The organism is Govania unica (assembly GCF_027920805.1).
GTDB classification, from domain to species: domain Bacteria; phylum Pseudomonadota; class Alphaproteobacteria; order Sphingomonadales; family Govanellaceae; genus Govanella; species Govanella unica.
Window position 1 is genome coordinate 20,025 of sequence record NZ_JANWOI010000001.1, and the last position, 18,115, is coordinate 38,139.

19 protein-coding genes are annotated in these 18,115 nt (G+C 61.9%); 6 read left to right on the forward strand and 13 right to left on the reverse strand.

Features of this window, described 5'->3' with window-relative positions; genetic code table 11:
* Positions 1–15: 15 nt before the first annotated feature.
* Positions 16–273, reverse strand: a complete 258-nt coding sequence (gene grxC / locus NYP16_RS00080; RefSeq protein WP_274942064.1) for a glutaredoxin 3 — start codon at positions 271–273, stop codon at positions 16–18.
* A 69-nt stretch (positions 274–342) separates the two neighbouring features.
* Positions 343–1,131, reverse strand: a complete 789-nt coding sequence (locus tag NYP16_RS00085) for a ComF family protein (protein ID WP_274942065.1) — start codon at positions 1,129–1,131, stop codon at positions 343–345.
* A 19-nt stretch (positions 1,132–1,150) separates the two neighbouring features.
* Between NYP16_RS00085 and NYP16_RS00090 the strand changes: the two genes are divergently transcribed.
* Positions 1,151–2,050: a methyltransferase domain-containing protein gene (locus NYP16_RS00090; RefSeq protein ID WP_274942066.1), complete on the forward strand. Its 900-nt coding sequence runs from the start codon at positions 1,151–1,153 to the stop codon at positions 2,048–2,050.
* A gap of 361 nt (positions 2,051–2,411) precedes the next feature.
* Here the strand turns inward: NYP16_RS00090 and NYP16_RS00095 are convergent, their stop codons facing one another.
* The 3 genes from NYP16_RS00095 to argJ are packed head-to-tail and all read right to left on the reverse strand — an operon-like array spanning position 2,412 to position 4,662.
* Entirely contained in the window at positions 2,412–2,810 is a 399-nt protein-coding gene (locus NYP16_RS00095) for a (deoxy)nucleoside triphosphate pyrophosphohydrolase (RefSeq protein WP_346742444.1), read from the reverse strand.
* Positions 2,811–2,851: 41 nt separating this feature from the next.
* Positions 2,852–3,394, reverse strand: coding sequence for a GNAT family N-acetyltransferase (locus NYP16_RS00100; RefSeq protein ID WP_274942068.1), 543 nt, complete (start codon positions 3,392–3,394; stop codon positions 2,852–2,854).
* Positions 3,394–4,662 carry a bifunctional glutamate N-acetyltransferase/amino-acid acetyltransferase ArgJ gene (argJ, locus tag NYP16_RS00105; RefSeq protein WP_274942069.1) on the reverse strand — a complete coding sequence of 423 codons (1,269 nt, stop codon included), beginning with the start codon at positions 4,660–4,662 and terminating at the stop codon, positions 3,394–3,396. The genes NYP16_RS00100 and argJ overlap by 1 nt, the downstream gene beginning before the upstream one ends.
* Before the next feature lie 247 nt (positions 4,663–4,909).
* Here argJ and secA point away from each other — a divergent pair, with 247 nt between their 5' ends.
* On the forward strand, positions 4,910–7,600 hold the full coding sequence (gene secA, locus NYP16_RS00110; RefSeq protein WP_274942070.1) for a preprotein translocase subunit SecA: 2,691 nt from the start codon (positions 4,910–4,912) through the stop codon (positions 7,598–7,600).
* Between the two features lie 157 nt (positions 7,601–7,757).
* Here secA and NYP16_RS00115 read toward each other — a convergent pair whose 3' ends face one another.
* From NYP16_RS00115 to NYP16_RS00130, 4 genes are all read right to left on the reverse strand, one after another.
* Positions 7,758–8,714 carry an acetyl-CoA carboxylase carboxyltransferase subunit alpha gene (locus NYP16_RS00115; RefSeq protein ID WP_274942071.1) on the reverse strand — a complete coding sequence of 319 codons (957 nt, stop codon included), beginning with the start codon at positions 8,712–8,714 and terminating at the stop codon, positions 7,758–7,760.
* Between the two features lie 74 nt (positions 8,715–8,788).
* Positions 8,789–9,772, reverse strand: coding sequence for a tyrosine recombinase (locus NYP16_RS00120; RefSeq protein WP_274942072.1), 984 nt, complete (start codon positions 9,770–9,772; stop codon positions 8,789–8,791).
* Between the two features lie 2 nt (positions 9,773–9,774).
* Positions 9,775–11,592: a hypothetical protein gene (locus NYP16_RS00125; protein ID WP_274942073.1), complete on the reverse strand. Its 1,818-nt coding sequence runs from the start codon at positions 11,590–11,592 to the stop codon at positions 9,775–9,777.
* Complete coding sequence (locus NYP16_RS00130; RefSeq protein WP_274942074.1) at positions 11,573–11,713, reverse strand: hypothetical protein; 141 nt, start codon at positions 11,711–11,713, stop codon at positions 11,573–11,575. Before NYP16_RS00130 ends, NYP16_RS00125 begins: the two co-directional genes overlap by 20 nt.
* Before the next feature lie 212 nt (positions 11,714–11,925).
* Between NYP16_RS00130 and NYP16_RS00135 the strand changes: the two genes are divergently transcribed.
* On the forward strand, positions 11,926–12,558 hold the full coding sequence (locus NYP16_RS00135) for a shikimate kinase (RefSeq protein ID WP_274942075.1): 633 nt from the start codon (positions 11,926–11,928) through the stop codon (positions 12,556–12,558).
* Positions 12,551–13,660, forward strand: coding sequence for a 3-dehydroquinate synthase (gene aroB, locus NYP16_RS00140; protein ID WP_274942076.1), 1,110 nt, complete (start codon positions 12,551–12,553; stop codon positions 13,658–13,660). The genes NYP16_RS00135 and aroB overlap by 8 nt, the downstream gene beginning before the upstream one ends.
* 254 nt (positions 13,661–13,914) lie before the next feature.
* On the opposite strand, the gene NYP16_RS00145 is transcribed toward aroB, so the two are convergent.
* From NYP16_RS00145 to NYP16_RS00160, 4 genes are read right to left on the reverse strand one after another with little or no spacing between them, the layout of a single operon-like run.
* A complete protein-coding gene (locus NYP16_RS00145) occupies positions 13,915–14,271 on the reverse strand; it encodes a helix-turn-helix domain-containing protein (RefSeq protein WP_274942077.1) in 357 nt (118 codons plus the stop codon).
* On the reverse strand, positions 14,268–14,804 hold the full coding sequence (locus tag NYP16_RS00150; RefSeq protein WP_274942078.1) for a Smr/MutS family protein: 537 nt from the start codon (positions 14,802–14,804) through the stop codon (positions 14,268–14,270). The genes NYP16_RS00145 and NYP16_RS00150 overlap by 4 nt, the downstream gene beginning before the upstream one ends.
* Positions 14,804–15,991, reverse strand: a complete 1,188-nt coding sequence (gene mltA / locus NYP16_RS00155; protein WP_274942079.1) for a murein transglycosylase A — start codon at positions 15,989–15,991, stop codon at positions 14,804–14,806. The genes NYP16_RS00150 and mltA overlap by 1 nt, the downstream gene beginning before the upstream one ends.
* Positions 15,992–16,010: 19 nt before the next feature.
* Entirely contained in the window at positions 16,011–16,748 is a 738-nt protein-coding gene (locus NYP16_RS00160; RefSeq protein ID WP_274942080.1) for a Tim44/TimA family putative adaptor protein, read from the reverse strand.
* 183 nt (positions 16,749–16,931) lie between these two features.
* On the opposite strand from NYP16_RS00160, the gene NYP16_RS00165 reads away from it, so the two are divergent.
* Together NYP16_RS00165 and secB are read left to right on the forward strand one after the other, a co-directional pair.
* Positions 16,932–17,429 (forward strand): FxsA family protein, encoded by a 498-nt coding sequence (locus NYP16_RS00165; protein WP_274942081.1) that lies wholly within the window; start codon positions 16,932–16,934, stop codon positions 17,427–17,429.
* Between the two features lie 116 nt (positions 17,430–17,545).
* A complete protein-coding gene (secB, locus tag NYP16_RS00170; RefSeq protein WP_274942082.1) occupies positions 17,546–18,079 on the forward strand; it encodes a protein-export chaperone SecB in 534 nt (177 codons plus the stop codon).
* Positions 18,080–18,115 lie beyond the last annotated feature (36 nt).

Below are 18,115 nucleotides of genomic sequence, written 5' to 3' on the forward strand. Positions count from 1 at the left end.
TCAAAGATGTCCTGTTCAGGCCGTAAGCAGGGGGTCAAGCTTGCCCGCGGCGTCCAGCGCATGCAGATCATCCGATCCGCCCACATGGCGGTCATTGATGAAAATCTGCGGCACCGTGCGGCTGCCGCCCGCCCGCTCCAGCAGGGCCAGACGCAGCGCATCGTTCCCGGTCACATCAATCTCGGTATAAGCAACGCCCTTCCGTTGCAGCAAGGCTTTGGCACTCACGCAATAGGGGCAATAAGTCGTGGTGTAGATTTCAACCTGAGGCATAGTCACATCACCTGAAATTATTGTCAGCACTCCTCCCTATATAGGGCGCATCCAAGCTGAAACAAGCGTTTATGCCCTGTCTTGTACGGCACGGCCGAGGGCCACCACATAAACCGCCCGCGCCCCCGCCTGCTTGAGCGTTTTGGCGCAAGCATCAAGCGTCGCCCCGGTGGTCATGACGTCATCGACCAGCAACAGGCTGCGATCAGCCACCCTCTCGGCCAGATGCGGCCGCAAGGCAAAGGCCCCGCGCACATTCTTCCGCCGTTCCTCGCGATTGAGCCCACCCTGGCTTGGGGTCGCCCGCACCCGCCGCAACAATTCAGGCAGCACCGGCCGCGCCATTTCGCGGCCAAGCCCAAGCGCCAGTACCGCCGCCTGATTATAGCGCCGCTTCAAAAGCCGCCATCGATGGAGCGGCACCGGCGCAATGAGATCAATCTCCTCCCCACTGGCCCCGAGCAGATCCTGTTCGATCACCCGGGCCATCCAACGGGCAAAGGCGGGTGCGCCTTCCAGCCGGTCGCCATGCTTGAAAGACAGCACCAGACGGCGCGAGTTGTCATCATAACGAAACACCGCCCGCGCCCGGTCATAGGCGGGCGGCGCGGCAATGCAGGCAGCGCAGAGGGTATCGGGCCCAAGATCGCTTTCAAATGGAAAGCCGCATTGGTAACACTGGCTGCCGGCCAGAAAGCTCAGCTTGGCCCAACAGCCTGAACAGAAACTGTCATGACCATCAACCTCGATGCGGCATTGCAGACAGAGCGGCGGAAACAGCAAATCCAACCCGCCCACCATAAGCGAGCGGAGTTTGCTGCCGAGTTTCCCCTTTTCGTCCCCCCCGAGAAGTGCCATAAGCCGAAGTATGACAAGAATGAGCCAACCGGACAACGGCGACATTACAGTCTTCGATCGCCTCAATCTCCGACGCCACCGCGAACGCGCGGTCGCGGAATTTGCCGACCACGCTTTTCTGGTCGATGAAGTGGCCGAGCGCATCGCCGAGCGGCTCGATGACATCAACCGCCCGTTCCCCAATGCGCTCGATCTCGGCAGCCATCATGGGCCTTTGGGCCGCGCCCTTCAGGCCCGCCCCGGTCATCAGAGTTTGCTCTCCACCGATCTCGCCCTTGGGTTCGCCAAGCAAAGCGCTGGTCATCATCTGCAGGCCGATGAGGAATTCCTGCCCTTCGCCCCGCAGAGCTTCGATCTGGTGACCAGCGCCATGTCGCTCCACTGGGTCAATGACCTGCCCGGCGCGCTGGTGCAGATCCGTCAGACGTTGCGGCCCGACGGGCTGTTCATCGGCACGCTGTTCGGCAGCGAAACCCTCAAGGAATTACGTCAGGCCTTTCTCGAAGCCGAAACCGCCATCGAAGGCGGCGTCAGCCCGCGCGTCAGTCCCTTCACCGATGTGCGGCTGGCCGGCGCGCTGCTGCAACGGGCCGGCTTCGCCCTGCCGGTGGCCGATGCTGATCTCGTGACCGTGACCTATTCCGACGTCTTTGCCCTCATGCGCGACCTGAAGGGCATGGGTGAGTCCAATGTCCATGTGGACCGCCGCCGCGGCTTCACCAACCGCCGCACCATCGTCGCCGCCGCCGAAGCCTATCACGCCACCCACGCGCTGCCAGACGGCCGCATTCCGGCAACGTTCCAGATCATCTATCTGACCGGCTGGGCCCCCCACGAGAGCCAACAAAAACCCCTCCGCCCCGGCAGCGCCAAAACCCGCCTCGCCGACGTCCTCGGCGTCAAGGAAGGCAAGCTTTAAGGGAATGTCCATGGAGGGCCGATTAAGGAATCGGCAAAACCTCGTATAGTCTGCCATTATCGACCGTCAAATAAATCCGTCCCGACCATAAAATCTGTCATTACCGGGCTTGACCCGGTAATCCACCGTTGTGCCCGCCGCGCCATGGATTGCCGGGTCAAGCCCGGTAATGACAGATTAAAGTTAAGCCCCTGCAGTGACAGAGAAACTGCAAGCCTGACAGGACGCGAAACCTGCCTGCACGCAAACCTCCAAAGACGGCATATAAAAATAAAACTTTGTCATTGCCGGGCTTGACCCGGCAATCCATGGCTCAGCCAATCGGGCGCCGCCGCACTCACATCATCCCCGCGAAAGCGCCTTATATATAATCCCGCAGAAACGGAATGAGCGGCAGATCAGCCGCAGGCATAGGATAGTCGGCAAGTTCCGACGACGGCACCCATTTGAGCGCCTTATGCTCGCGCGGCTGCACGAAGCCTGTCCATTTGCGACAGACATAGAGCGGCATCAGCAGATGAAACGTCTCATACGTGTGAGACGCGAAGGTGAGGGGGGCGAGGCAGGCCGCGCTCACGTCAATGCCGAGTTCCTCATGCAGTTCGCGGATGAGGGCGGCTTCGGGCGTCTCGCCGGGTTCGATCTTGCCGCCGGGGAATTCCCAGAGGCCCGCCATGGCTTTGCCGTCCGGGCGCTGGGCCAGCAGAATACGGCCGTCGCTGTCCACAAGCGCCACCGCCGCCACCAGCACCACCGGCAGGTCGGTGCGGGCCTGAGCCAGGGTTTGCGGGCAATCTTCCATCAAGCTGTCTCCCAGTCGCTACGCTTTAATTCATACTGCGGCACCATCATGGTCAGGTTGCGCAGGGGGAAGTTCACCGCGCGCAGTCCGACATCCTGGAACCCGAGCTGTTCCAAGACCCGCCGCGAGCGCAGATTGTCCGGCAGCACGCGGGCGGCAATGACGTCAAGCCCAAGCCCCCCGAACCCGGCCGAGATCAAGGACCGGAGCGCTTCCGGCACATAGCCCCGCCCCCAATAGTCGCGGCCGAGCCAATAGCCAAGCTCAAGCCCGTCCTCCTGATCGAGGAACCCGCAACCGCCCATGAGCGCGTCCGTGGCCTTGTCGGCGATCACATAATGAACCTCGCGCCCAGCCGCCATGCTTTCCGTCATGTCACGGATGAACTCGCGGCCATCCTCACGCTCGTAAGGGTAGGGCACATGGGCAAGCCAGCGCGCCACCTCCCAATCGCCGATCAGGCGCACCAGCCGGTCAAGGTCCGCCTCCCCGAGCAGCCGGAGCCGCAGGCGATCCGTCTCCAGGCTGGGGGCAAGCCTCATCAACTGCGGTAATCGGCGTTGATGGAGATATAGCCATGGGTCAAATCGCAGGTCCAGACCGTGGCCTTGCCAGTGCCGATGCCAAGCGCCACGTCGATCTGCACGTCGCGGGTTTTGAAATGTTCGGTGGCCCGGGCCTCGTCATAGTCCGGCAGCACCATACCCTCGCGGGTCACCGGCTGGCCGCCGATGTCGATATCGATCTTGTCACGGTCCGCCGCCTCGCCCGACTTGCCGACAGCCATGACCACCCGGCCCCAGTTGGCGTCGGCTCCGGCAATGGCGGTCTTGATCAGAGGCGAATTGGCGATGGCGAGCCCCACTTTACGCGCCGCCCGGTCATCCTCGGCCCCACTGACCCGGATGGTGACGAATTTCTCCGCCCCCTCGCCATCCTTGACCACAAGATGGGCGAGTTCGAGCAGAACCTCCTCGAACTTCACCTTGAAATCATCGAGGCGCGGATCATCAAAGCTTGTGATCGCCTGATGGCGCGCGTTCTGCCCGGTGGCGAAGGCGAGAAGCGTGTCGCTGGTCGAGGTGTCGCTGTCCACCGTGATGCAATTGAAGGTGCGATCCACCGTGCCGGCCAGAATATCCTGCAACACCGCCGCCGGGATGGCCGCATTGGTGAACACAAACGACAGCATGGTCGCCATGTCCGGCGCGATCATGCCCGAGCCCTTGGCGATACCGTCGATCACCACCGGATAGCCATCGATCTCTGCTATCCGGCAGGAGCCCTTCGGAAAGGTGTCCGTGGTGCGGATGGCATTGGCCGCCTTGTCCCAGGCCGTCGCCCCAAGCGCCCCGGCCAGCATCGGCAGATGCGCGGTGATCACCGCCGGATCAAGCGGATTGCCAATCACCCCGGTCGAGGCCTGCATCACATCATGGGGCGCACAACCCAGAGTCGCCGCCACTTCGGCAGCCACCGCCTCGACCGTCGCCTTGCCGGCGCGGCCGGTGAAGGCATTGGCATTGCCCGCATTGACCACAAGCGCCCGCACGCCCTTGCCAGCCGTGACCCCAAGCGCCGCCCGGCACCAATCCACAGCGGCCGACGGTGCTTTGGAACGGGTGAACACCCCGGCCACCTCGGTGCCCTCGGCAAACACTGCCAGCAACAGGTCGTCGCGGCCCTTGTAGCGGCTGTTGGTGGCGGTGGTCGCGAACTCGACCCCGGCCACCGGCAGGAGGTTCGGGAACTGAGCGGGAGCAAGCGGGGACGTGGGCAGATCCTTGGCCATGGCCGAGCCTTTCAACATCAGGAAAATCGCGCATATAACAGCATATTATCCAGCCTTGTCCATGATATTCAGAGGCTCGGGCCTCACGATAAATTCAGCCCCATTGCGGCTCAGACAGCCGACAGACATTGACAGTCCCGCCACACCCGCTTATCTGAAGGTCTTCATTGAATACGACGCCGGCTTGGGGGCCTCCGATTTATGGATCTGACTGCCGCACCCACGGCCTTCCGCCGTCCGTCGTCTCTCTAGCGCGAGTGAACGCATGATCGGTCTTGGCAAACTTACCCGCAAGCTCTTCGGCTCTTCGAATGACCGCTATGTGCGTGGACTCAAAGCCACCGTGGAAGCCATCAATACCAAGGAACCGGCGCTTCAGGCCCTCAGTGACGAAGCCCTTGCGGCGCGCACCCAGGAATTCCGCGACCGGCTCAAAAAAGGCGAGACGCTCGATGACATTCTGATCGATGCCTTCGCCACGGTGCGCGAGGCCGCCCACCGCGTGCTCGGGCAGCGCCATTACGATGTGCAGCTGATCGGCGGCATCATCCTGCATCAGGGCAAGATCACCGAAATGAAGACCGGCGAAGGCAAGACGCTGGTCGCCACCCTCGCCACCTATCTGAACGCCATCGAAGGCAAGGGCGTGCATGTGGTCACGGTCAACGATTATCTGGCCCGCCGCGACAGCGACTGGATGGGCCGGGTTTACCGTTTTCTCGGTCTGACGGTCGGCGTGGTGGTTCCGGGCGTTGACGATCTGCGCCGCAAAGAAGCCTATGCCTGCGACATCACCTATGCCACCAACAACGAGCTTGGCTTCGACTATCTGCGCGACAATATGAAATACAGCCGCGAGATGCTGGTGCAGCGGGCCTTCAATTTCGCCGTCGTCGACGAAGTGGACTCGATCCTGATCGACGAAGCGCGGACGCCGCTGATCATCTCCGGCCCCTCCGAAGATAAGTCCGAGCTTTATGCCGCCGTCGACGTCATCATCCCGAAACTTGTGGCTGGCGATTACGACCTCGACGAAAAAAGCCGCCAGGTGACGCTCACCGAAGACGGCACCGAACATGCGGAACGCCTGCTTGAGGCCACCGGCGTGCTCCATGGCAGCAATCTTTATGACAGCGAGAACGTGGCTGTCGTCCACCATCTCAATCAGGCCCTGAAAGCCCACAAGCTGTTCCAGCTCGACCGCGATTACATCGTCAAGGATGACAAGCTCATCATCATCGACGAATTCACCGGTCGCATGATGGACGGCCGGCGCTATTCCGAAGGTCTCCACCAGGCGCTCGAAGCCAAGGAGCATGTGGAGATCCAGCCGGAAAACCAGACGCTCGCCTCCATCACCTTCCAGAATTATTTCCGGCTTTATCCGAAGCTTGCCGGAATGACCGGCACGGCGGCGACCGAAGCCACCGAATTCGCCGACATCTATGGCCTCGGCGTCATCGAAGTGCCGACCCATGTGCAGATTCAGCGCATCGATGACCATGACGAGGTCTATCGCACCGACGAAGAAAAAACCAACGCCATCATCACCCTGATCGAGGACGCCCAGAAACGCGGCCAGCCGGTGCTGGTTGGCACGGTGTCCATCGAAAAGTCGGAATATCTGGCGGAAAAGCTCAAGAAGCGCGGCATCGTCCATAACGTGCTGAACGCCCGCTATCATGAGCAGGAAGCCTATATCATTTCCCAGGCCGGACGCTCGGACGCCATCACCATCGCCACCAACATGGCTGGACGCGGCACCGACATTCAGCTTGGCGGCAATGTCGACATGCGCATTGCCAACGAAACCGCCGATATCACCGATGAGGCCGCGCGCGAAAAACGCATTGCCGAAATCCATGCCGAAGTCGCCGTCGATCGCCAGAGAGTGTTGAAAGCCGGCGGTCTGTTCGTGATCGGCACCGAACGCCACGAAAGCCGCCGCATCGACAACCAGCTGCGCGGCCGCTCAGGCCGTCAGGGCGATCCCGGGCGCTCCAAATTCTTCCTCAGCCTGCAGGATGACCTGATGCGCATCTTCGGGTCCGAGCGCATGGACGGCATGCTGGTCAAGCTCGGCCTTGAGGACGGCGAAGCGATCATCCATCCCTGGATCAATCGCGCCATCGAAAAAGCCCAGGAAAAGGTAGAAGCGCGCAACTATGAAGTGCGCAAGAACCTGCTCAAATACGACAACGTCATGAATGACCAACGCAAGGTCATCTATGAACAGCGCCGCGAAATCATGGATGCTCCGGAGGTGGCCGAAACCATCACCGACATGCGTTACGAAGTGATCGAGGCCCTGGTCGCCGCCCATATCCCGGCCCGCAGCTATCCCGAACAATGGAATGCCGTCGGTCTCGATGCCGAGGTCGAACGCGTGTTCAGCCTCGGGCTCCCGGTCAAGGATTGGGCCCAGGAAGAAGGCGTCGACGAAACCATCGTGCGCGAGCGGCTGCATGACCATGCCAACCGCAAGATGGCCGAACGGGCCGCGAATTTTGGCCCGGAAACCCTGCGCTCGGTGGAAAAAACCATTCTTCTCCAAAGCCTTGATCAGCATTGGAAAGAGCATCTGTCGCATCTCGATGCGCTGCGTCAAGTGGTCGGCCTCCGCGCCTATGCCCAGCGCGATCCACTCAATGAGTATCGCACCGAAGCCTTCACCATGTTCGAAAGCATGCTGGCCCATGTGCGCGATCAGGTCACCCTGCTGCTCGCCCATGTGCAGCTCGCGCCACAATTCATGCCGTCCGAGCTTGAGGAACCCGATCTCAACCAGTTCCACCCCCAGCATATCGACCCGCTGACCGGCGAAAACGACGCGCTCCCGGTTTTCGAGACCGGCCTCGACCCGAACGACCCGGCAACCTGGGCCCATGTCCCAAGAAACGCCCCCTGTCCCTGCGGCTCAGGCAAAAAGTTCAAACATTGCCACGGCGCGATGTAAGCAAAACAGATGGATGACCGGTGTCCACGCCCGGTCATGACAACTATTATCTGTGTCATTGCCGGGCTTGACCCGGCAATCCACCCGCCAGAACCAAACATAAAAAAATGACCGGGCCAAAACCCGGTCATTTTCTTTTTCTATCCCGAAAACCCGCTCAGTTAAGCTCCGACGTCCCCATGGCAAGGAACTTGTCGCGGCGCAATTGGCGCAGCTTGTCGGCGGTTAGGGGGGTGAGTTCGCTCAGATTACGTTCGATCGCATCGCCGAGCGACTTGATGGCCATGGCCTTGTTGCGATGGGCGCCGCCCACCGGCTCCGGTACGATTTCGTCGATGACTTTCAGCTTCAACAGATCCTGCGCCGTGATCTTCAGGGCTTCGGCGGCGTCGCGGGCCTTGTCGGCGGTGCGCCACAGGATCGAGGCGCAGCCTTCGGGCGAGATCACCGAATAGACCGCATGTTCAAACATCAACACCCGGTTGCCAGCGGCGAGCGCCACAGCGCCGCCAGACCCGCCTTCACCGACGATGATCGATATCAACGGCACGCCGACGCCAAGACAGGCTTCGGTTGAACGGGCGATGGCTTCGGCCTGGCCGCGTTCTTCGGCACCGATGCCCGGATAAGCGCCCGGGGTATCCACGAAGGTCAGGATCGGCAGACGGAAACGATCGGCCAATTGCATCAGGCGGATGGCCTTGCGGTAGCCTTCGGGGCGGGCCATACCAAAATTATGACGGATGCGGCTTTGCGTGTCTTCGCCCTTTTCATGGCCGATGACCATGACCGACTGACCGCGGAAACGGCCAATGCCGCCCGAAATGGCCTTGTCATCGGCAAAAGCACGATCGCCGGACAGCAGCGTGAAATCCTCGATCAGGCCCTTGATATAATCCGGCAGATGCGGCCGTTCGCCGTGGCGGGCAACCTGCGTCTTCTGCCAGGCGGTGAGCTTCGCATAGGTGCCCTTCATGAGCTTTTGAAGCTTGCCCTCAAGAAGTTTGATTTCCTTGTCGACATCGAACCCGCTGGTGGTCGGCATCGCCTTGAGTTCACGGATCTGACCTTCAAGTTCAGCGATCGGCTTTTCAAAGTCGAGGAAGGCTGTCATGCCGGCTGTTCGTCCTGTCTGTCACGCATGATAAAACCCCGCAGCGGAGAACGCCCGGGGGAGTTTCCGGCACGCTACTGCCCTCCGTCGTCCTTGTCAACGGAACGCCGGCCCTCTGGCCTTCTGGCCAGGGGATGGCCGTCCTGGACGAGCCTGTGTTTCTCGGCATCGGCCACGTGGGTATAGATCTGGGTGGTGGTGATATCGCTATGGCCGAGCATTTTCTGCACCGCCCGCAAATCCGCCCCGCGCGCCACCAGATGAGTGGCGAAGGCATGACGCAGCTTATGCGGCGACAACCGCCCATGAGGAATGCCGGACTCAACCGCCAGGTCCTTGAGCAAATGGCCGAACTGCTGACGGGTCAGATGACCCTCGGCGCTCGACGACGGAAAAAGCCAACGCGACACCGTCTTTTTGTCCGTGGTGGACGCCGCAAGATAGCGCCCCGCCGCCGCCCGCGCCCGTTCCGAGATCGGCACGGCGCGTTCCTTGTCGCCCTTGCCGCGCACATATAAATAGGGCCGGTCAGCACGGATCGCCGTCGCTGGCAGAGTCACAAGCTCCGTCACCCGAAGGCCGCTTGCATACAGAATTTCAAGAAGCGCATGGAGCCGCAGGGCGCGCAGGCCCTTCGGCGTAAGCTCCGCCGTCTCCGCCGGGCAGCGCGCCTGCGCCACCTCCAGCAGTCGAGTCACCTCGCCCTCGGTCAGGTATTTCGGCAACAGACGACGAGCCGCCGGACTGTCGAGCGCCGCCGCCGGGTGATCGGGACGCACCCCGTCACCTTGCAGAAACGCATAAAACTGCCGCATGGCCGAAAGTCGTCGGGAGGCCGTGGCCGGGCTCATCTGGCGGCTGGCCAGGAGCGCGAGATAGGCCCGGAGATCGTCGGTCTCTGCCGCCTCTAAACTCAGTCCGCGCTCGCCAAGAACTGCCGCGAGATCGGCGAGATCACGCGCATAGGCAGCAAGGGTGTTGGCCGAGGCACCGCGTTCGGCCGCGAGCATTTCAAGAAACCCCTCGACCTGAGGGGAGGCGACCGGCTTGCCGGCCATGCCTAAAGCCCTTGAATAATCAGGGTTTCCGTCACCACCCGGCGGGCATCGCGGTCAAGTCCAACAGCCCGGAGCGCATCGCTGATGGTCACCACGGCGTCCGGCGCAAGCTTGGACAACCCGCCCCCGGTCAGCTTCAGGCACTCAAGAATGGTTTCGCCCATGCGGCCCTCGCGCGAGATGATGGCGAGATCGAAGCCCGCGCCCTCGATGCCCTCGGAGGACGCAAGATCGGCCGGCACGGCAAACCCCGCCCGCGTCAGCAGCAGAGTCACGAGGGTGATCTGCCGGGCGCGTTGCTCGGGCGGAAGCCCCTCGCGGCCCGCGATCCAGTCGCGCAGATAATCTGCCGAATAGGACACCGACGACGCCCCGGGTTGCCGCAGATTATCATCGGGACGCGGCGCCCAGACCATCAACAGCGGCCAAAGCGCCGTCACCTGCTCCGTCGCCTCGTGATTGTCGATGGCGGCCTGACGACCGAGCAGACCGTACCATTCCTCGGCCACCTCCATATGCCCGGCCAGCAGCAACATGCGGAGTGCATCGCCCGCCGCAGCCACATGCGCGCCGTCCGGCGTGATCTGGTCAAGAAAAGGCGCCATCACAGCCGCATATAACATGCGGCTGCCATCCGCCCGTGCCCGCGCATAACCTGCGCGCAGAACGGCCAGTCGCGCCTCCGTGCTGGCGGCGGCGGCCGCCGCCTGATAGATCAGCGCATTGATATATGTGGACCGCCCCGGCTCGGCCTTGGCGCGGGCCGCGGCATTGGCGAGATCACCCGATTTGAGCGGCATGGCCGCATAAAGCTCCGCCAGCCGATCAAGCCCATAGCCGCCGCGAGCCGCAGCCCACTCGGCCGCGGGCAGACGCACCGCGATATCCAGATCCTCCATGTCCGCAAGCGCCCCGAACACCAGAGGCGGAGCCCCGCTCAGCACATCGGCAGGCAACTTGATCCGGGTCCGCCGCGCGAGCGCAAGCACCAGCGGTGTCGGCCCCTTCAGGCTTTTCACTTGCGGACCGGGCTTGTCTTCGGCGTCGCCGCTGGCCTGCTGTTTCAAATAGATCGCGATCAATTGGTCAAACGCTGGAGATTTGGCCTTTTGATCGGCCAGCATCTCAAGCGCAAGCCCCGCCCCATCCAGATCACCGCCGAGCGCCCGGCAAAAAGCTGCAAGCCGCAGCCATTCGGGCTCCACATCGTCGCCATGGGTCGCCGCTGCGGCACTACAGGCGTCTTGTTCCCGTCCGGTCAGCAGATCCACCTGGATGCGCAACTGGCTCAGGCCTTCATGCTGAAAATCCTTGCCGATGCGGTCGAGAAAAGCCGCCACCGACGCCACATCGCCGGTCGCCGCCAGCCGGTCAAGCCGGGCCGAAACAAAATCGAGATCGGCCTGATCGTCCGGGGTCGCGGGCGGCGGGACCGCCGTCAGCAACAACCGGCGCTCCAGTTCCTGCAGGGCACGCGACGGCACCTGATCGGGCACCGCCAGCAGCCGCGCCGTCACCGCGCCGACTTCACTGTTCTGCCATAACGTGACCGGGAGTTTCCCCTCGGTGCTATCCATCAAGCCCATCCCACCAAGCCGCAAGCCGCCCAGGGCGTCAACTTCAACCGATTTCGGCGGTTGCGACATGTCTTCGGCCGGAACTTCGGCAGGAGCAGCTTCGGCAGGCAGGGATTCCTCTGGCGGGCTGTCCTCAGGCGGCAGATCCTGCGCGCGCGCGCTCACCGCCGCGAGCATCAAGGCTCCGGCGGTAAGTCCACAAACGCGGCGCAACCACAAACTGTCAGTGCGGGAACATATCATCTGGCAACACCTTTTCGACCTTTTGCGACGGCGCAGGAATGTTCCAGTTCAGCAGGAACACCAGGCCCGCACCGGCCCCCACGAGCAGAAGGACAAAAATGACCAGCGAGAATTTACCCATGTCGTCCGCATCCGCAGCAAAGGACAGGCCCGAAAGGAGACTGCCCGAGGTAAGAAAAGTTCCCCGCGATTATAACCAGCCAGGACGGCGCGACAACCGCCATATTGATCGGCTGTCAACAAGTTAGCAAATAAAGGGCTAACACTGGAAAGCGGGCGGAGAACCGTGTAATGATGGCCGCCCAAAACACGGTTCAAGACCTTAAAGCTTTTATGACCGACGATGCACAACAACCGACGGCTGACGATGCCGAGCCCCAGGACGAAGCTCTGAACGAGACTTCGAACCGGCCCGTGGTGTCTTTGCGGCTGTCGAAAACCATCGTTCTCGTGGGGCTCATGGGCGCGGGCAAGACCACCGTCGGTCGGCGGCTCGCCACCCGGCTTGGCCTGTCCTTCGTCGATGCCGACGCCGAGATCGAGACCGCCGCCGGACGCAGCATCACCGAAATTTTCGAGGATTTCGGCGAGGCCGAATTCCGCAAGGGCGAACGCAGCGTCATCACCCGCCTGCTGAAAGGCCGCCCTCTGGTGCTGGCCACCGGCGGCGGCGCCTTCATGGACCCGAAAACCCGGGCGCGCATCAAGGACATCGGCATTTCGGTCTGGCTCAAGGCGGATATTCCGCTGCTGGTCGAGCGGGTGGGGCGGCGCAACACCCGGCCGCTCCTGCGGACCGGCGACCCGCGCGAAATCCTGACCCGGCTCGCCGCCGAACGCTATCCCGTCTATGCCGAGGCCGACATCACGGTCGAAAGCGGCGGCGGCCCCCATGACGAAGTTGTCGAAGACATCATCGCCGCCCTGCGGAAGGTCTTCCCCAGTGAAAGCGACAGCCATGACTGACAGCACGATCGTTCCCGTGGAATTGGGCGCCCGGCGCTATGACATTTACGTGGGCGCGGGTCTGCTGGCCGAGGCCGGACGGCATATCCGCCCCTTCCTCAAACGCCCGCAACTGGTCATCGTCAGTGAAGAAACCGTGGCCGCGCATTATCTGAAGCCCCTGACCGCAAGCCTCGCGGAAGCCGGGATCAGCGCCCGCGCCATCATTCTGCCCGCGGGCGAGGGCAGCAAAAGCTTCCCGACCCTTGAACGCCTGCTGTCCGAACTCCTCGATGCCGAAGTTGAGCGCAATGACAAGGTGATCGCGCTCGGAGGCGGGGTGATCGGCGATCTCGTCGGCTTCGCCGCAAGCATCCTGCGGCGCGGCGTCGATTTCATCCAGATCCCGACTACGCTTTTGTCGCAAGTCGACAGCTCGGTCGGCGGCAAGACCGGCATCAATGTGCGCCAGGGCAAAAATCTGATCGGGAGCTTTCATCAGCCGCGCCTGGTGCTCGCCGACACCGGGACATTGAGCACCCTAAGCCCGCGCGACCGCAGAGCCGGGTTCGCCGAAGTCATCAAATACGGCCTTTTGGGCGACGCGGCCTTTTTCGACTGGCTTGAGACCAATGGCTCTTCTGTGCTGGCCGGAGATGCCGCCGCCCTCAATCACGCCGTCGTCACCAGCTGCCACGCCAAAGCCGCCATCGTCATCGAAGACGAACGCGAAACCGGCCGCCGCGCCCTCCTCAATCTCGGCCATACCTTCGGCCATGCCCTGGAGGCCGAAACCGGCTACAGCGACCGCCTGCTCCATGGCGAAGGCGTGGCGCTTGGCATGGCGCTGGCCTTTGATCTTTCGGTGGCCCTCGGTCATTGCCCGGAAGCGGACGCCGCCCGCGCCCGCGCCCTGATCGCCCGCTCCGGCCTTCCGGTGCGCATTGCCGATCTCGACGGCAGGTTCAACGCCGACGCGCTCATCGCCCATATGAAACAAGACAAGAAAGTCGAAGCCGGTACCATGACCTTCGTCCTCGCCCACGCCATCGGCGACAGTTTCTTAAGCCGTGAGGTGCCGGAGCAGGTGCTAAAATCCGTGCTTGAGGCGTCGATCGGCTGAACCATGGATACGCGGGTCAAGCCCGCGTATGACAGGAATTATCGGCATTATTTAAATGGATATAAATGTCATTGCCGGGCTCGACCCGGCAATCCATCACTAGTCCGTCATTGCGAGGCGAAGCCGAAGCAATCCAGTCTCACCGCCCCAAGGTTCTGGATCGCCACGCCGCTTACGCGGCTCGCGATGACGGCTGCCGTATGAACCGTAGAATTAGAGTAAATGTCGTTGCCGGGCTTGACCCGGCAATCCATCTACCTCTTGTCTGTCAGCACCGCCATCAACCGATCGAGCGTCGCCTCCGGCAACTGCCCGATCTCCCGCGCCAACCGGTTGACGAAATAGGTGGCTTTGGGATTAAGGCCGCTCGTGTCCACAGTCACACGCGGATGGGACAGCCGGGCCCGCGCTTCAAGGTCTTCGGCTTCATCCCAGATGACATTGAAATAGGTAATGATTCGCTGCACCAGCGCCCAGGACGGGCGGCCCCGGTGGCCATGCTCAAGGGCCGACAGATAGGCCGCCGAAATCTGCAGGGCGGCCGCCATATCGGCCTGCGTCAACCCGCGCGCCTCCCGCATGGCGCGGATTTTTTCCCCGAACGGCGTCATCCGCGCCGTCTCCGCAGGATCACATAAAAAGCGCCGTCGCCACCGTCCTTGATATGGGCCGGATGCACCGCCATCACCAAAGGCCGCAATTCGCCCTCGGTCAGCCAGCCGGGCAGGCGGGTTTTCAGCAGGCCCTGTCCCTCTCGTCCCTTGCCGGTGATCACCAGCAGACGGCGTGCGTCCATGGCCGCCGCATTGATAACAAACCGCATGAGCCGACTATGGGCCTGCAACTCGGTCTGGCCATGAAGATCGAGGCGGGCATCAATCTCCATCTCGCCGCGTTTCAGGCTGCGTTCCCATTGCCGGTTCGGAGCCGCACCCACAAGCGGTGGTGCTGCGCGCACATGAACCGCCGCCAGCACTTGCGGCAAGGTCGGCAGGCCCGATTGCCGCGCCGCCCGTTTGGGCGTCATCAGCACATCCGCTTCAGGGACAATATTCGGCAGCTTGTCGAGCGGTTTCACGTCGCGGGTGGCATAACGCCAAAGCTCCACGTCCTCCCCGGTCAGCGATCGGCGGCGCCGGGTCATCACGATCGCGCCGGCAAGACACGCGGCCACAGGAGGAAAAAGCGCGCCTTGTCCTTCATATGACCGGCGAGAAATTCAGCCTCCCCACCCGGTCCCCAGAACACATCACCGCGCATGGGGCCGGTGATGGCCCCGCCGGTATCCTGCGCCACCATCAGGCGATCAAGCGGCCCGCCACCCTCCGGCAGCTGTCCGGAGATATAAATCGGCACGCCCATGGGAAATAATTTGCGGTCCACCGCAAGCGAGCGGCCGGGCGTCAGTTCCGTGCCCTCGCTGCCGATGGCGTTGCCCACCGGGCCATCAAGTTCCCGGAAAAACACATAGGAGCGGTTCTCGTTGAGAAGATCGGCGGCTTCATCGGGATGGGCATTGAGCCAGTCACGGATGGTGAACAGGCTGACATCCTCCCGCGAAATGGCCCCGCGATCGATCAGCACCCGACCGATAGCCGTATAGGGCAGGCCGTTTTTGCCCGCATAACCGACCCGTACCAGACTGCCATCCTCAAGCACGACCCGGCCCGAGCCCTGCACTTCCAGGAAAAAGGCGGATACCGGATCATCGACCCACAACAGCTCAAGATGTTGTCCGGCCAAAGCTCCGGCCGCGATATCCGCACGATCGAAATAGGGCAGGATGCGATTGCCAAGCAGCCGCCCGGTCAGGGTCTTGCCCTTATAGTCCGGATTGAACGCGCCGAGATCGGCCGTCACCAGATCCGGCGGCAGACGATAAAGCGGCGTCGCATAGATCGCGCTCGGGCTGCGACTGCCGCGCAGTTCGGGCTCATAATAGCCGGTGAGCAGTCCGTCCTCGTCCCGTCCCAGACGGATGGCATAGGCCGTGAACTCACGCTCGAAAAAATGCCGGGCCGCGATTTTGTCATCCGGCGGCACCGCCCGCGCCGCGGTACAAACCTCAAGCCACCCCGCCCGTTCAGAGTCGTTCAGGGTCTGCGGCTTGGTTTCCATACGTGTGCAGGAGACGAGAAACGTCTGAAGCGCCGCCGCCTGATCATCCGCCGCCCAGCCCGGCAGACTGTCAAAGCTTTGCGGGACAAAGTGCAGTTTCGCCGGCGGCGCCGGCATCAGACGCAGCGCCATCCAGACGATCAGGGCAAAGCCCACGAACGCCGAACTGACGAAAAAGAAAGTTGTGAGAAGCCGAGTCTGTCGAGAGCTCATGACCCTGCATGCCCCCGGGTCAGGGCATGACGGAATGGGTGGCAACCAGTATCCAGTTCGGATCATTGCCGCGCAGATCGCGTTCGAATGTCCATTGGTCGTTCACTTCGACCGGATCGGACGGATCGCCTGCAATGATGCGGTCTTCGCGGTCGAGCGTTGTCAGAATGGCGTCGCTCACGAACAGCATGCTGATGGAAGCAACAGTGCCGTTAAGACTGGCATCGGCGAATTCGACCCGGCTCACGCGGTCAAGCTTGTTGCGGAGCGTCTGCCCCTCCGTCTTGCGCATCCGAATGGCGGCTTCGAACTGGGCGAACACTTCGTCGCTGACATAGGGCCGGAATTCAGCCGTCTTGCCGTCCCAGAACCCGGTCAGGATCATATCATAAGCGGCCCGCGCACCGGCGGCGAACTGCGACGGGGAGAATCCCGGATCACGGCGGCGAATGTCCTCGACCCCGTCAAAGGCAGGCGAGGACGGGCTCAACACCATGCGGTAATCGGTGGTGTTTTGCGTCATGACCACAGGTTTCGCGTCGGGTTCCACATCCATTCCATAATCACGATCCTTCACCGGGTCTTTTTCAGGAGCCTTGCTATCGTCCTTCGGAGCCCCAGTATAACGGCGCGAGGCTTCCTCCGGCGGGCGTTCATGTCCGGTCCGGCGGCCAAGTACGCTTCTGAGGCGCAAGGCAATGAACCCCGCCAGCATGGCCAGGAAAATGATATCGAGAAACTGGAAGCCGTCGTTCATTGCGGAATCCTAAACCTTGGGCTGAAAACGTCCGCCTCACCACACAACCCGGGGGTCGGGGACTTGCAGGCCGGACAAAGGCCCCTTATTCTTTCTAACAGATCAAGAGCTGTTTGTTATTCATCTTGATACATAGGCTTTCGAGCGTCAAAGCTCAAGGCGCAAAGCAGAGTTCATAATAGCGTGCCCCGACTTTTACCCCTAGTTTTTCTGGCTTTACCATTCGCCGAGATCGCCATGTTTATTGTCGTCGGCCGGGCGATCGGGCTATGGGCGACGCTTGGTCTGATCATTCTGTCCATGGTCGTCGGGCTGATGATCGTGCGCGCCCAAGGGCTGGCTCAGATCGTCAAGCTGCGCAGCAGTCTTAAGAAGCCCGCCGCCAAACCCATGGTCGCCAGCATGCTGCATTCCTTGATGCTGGCAGTGGCCGGGATTTTATTTCTGATTCCCGGGTTTCTGACCGATATTCTGGCCATCCTTTTGCTGGTGCCGCCGATCCGCACCCTGCTGGGTCTGTGGATGCTGAAAAATATGACCGTGGTGTCAAGCAGCACAACCCGGGCACCCCTGCATGACGATATCATCGAAGGCGAATTCACCGAAACGGACGACCAAAACATAGGCCCACGGCCGATCCTGCCAGCCCGGGACAAGGGCCAGGACTCGGGCCAGGACTGAGCGCAGGGGCTTGTTCCTCTGCCAGATCCATGCTAGCCAAACGCTCTGTTGCTGCGATCCGGGGAGAGGGTCCGGCAGACGGTTTCAATGTCATCAAACCCAAGGATCAGGACCTTATGTCTGAAGATACCACAAACGGCAGCGGCGCTCAGCCAGCAGTCGGCGAAACGGCCGACGACCAGCTCATTCAGGTCGGTGTCCTCGCGCAGTATGTGAAGGATTTGTCGTTTGAAAATCCGGGCGCTCCGGCCAGCCTGCAGAAGCTTGGCGAAGTCAAGCCGCAGATCGATGTCGGCGTCAATGTGAACGCCCGTCGCGTGGCCGATGACCGCTTCGAAGTCGATCTGCAGATCACCGCCAAGGCGCTGCAGGACAACGACCCGGCGTTCCTCGTCGAGCTGCTTTATTCCGGCATTTTCGCCGCCGTCAATATGCCGGACGAGGCTTTGCAGCCGTTCCTGCTGATCGAATGCCCGCGCATTCTGTTCCCCTTCGCCCGCCGCATCATCGCCGATGTGACCCGCGACGGCGGCTTCCCGCCGCTGCTTCTGGAACCGATCGATTTCGCCACGCTCTATCGCCAGCATCTGGCGCAGGCCCAGGCCGAAGCCCAGAAAGAAGTCGAAGGCCATCCCAATCAGATCAATTGATCTTAAGCTTTGATTTTCAACCGTATGGCGGCAGGA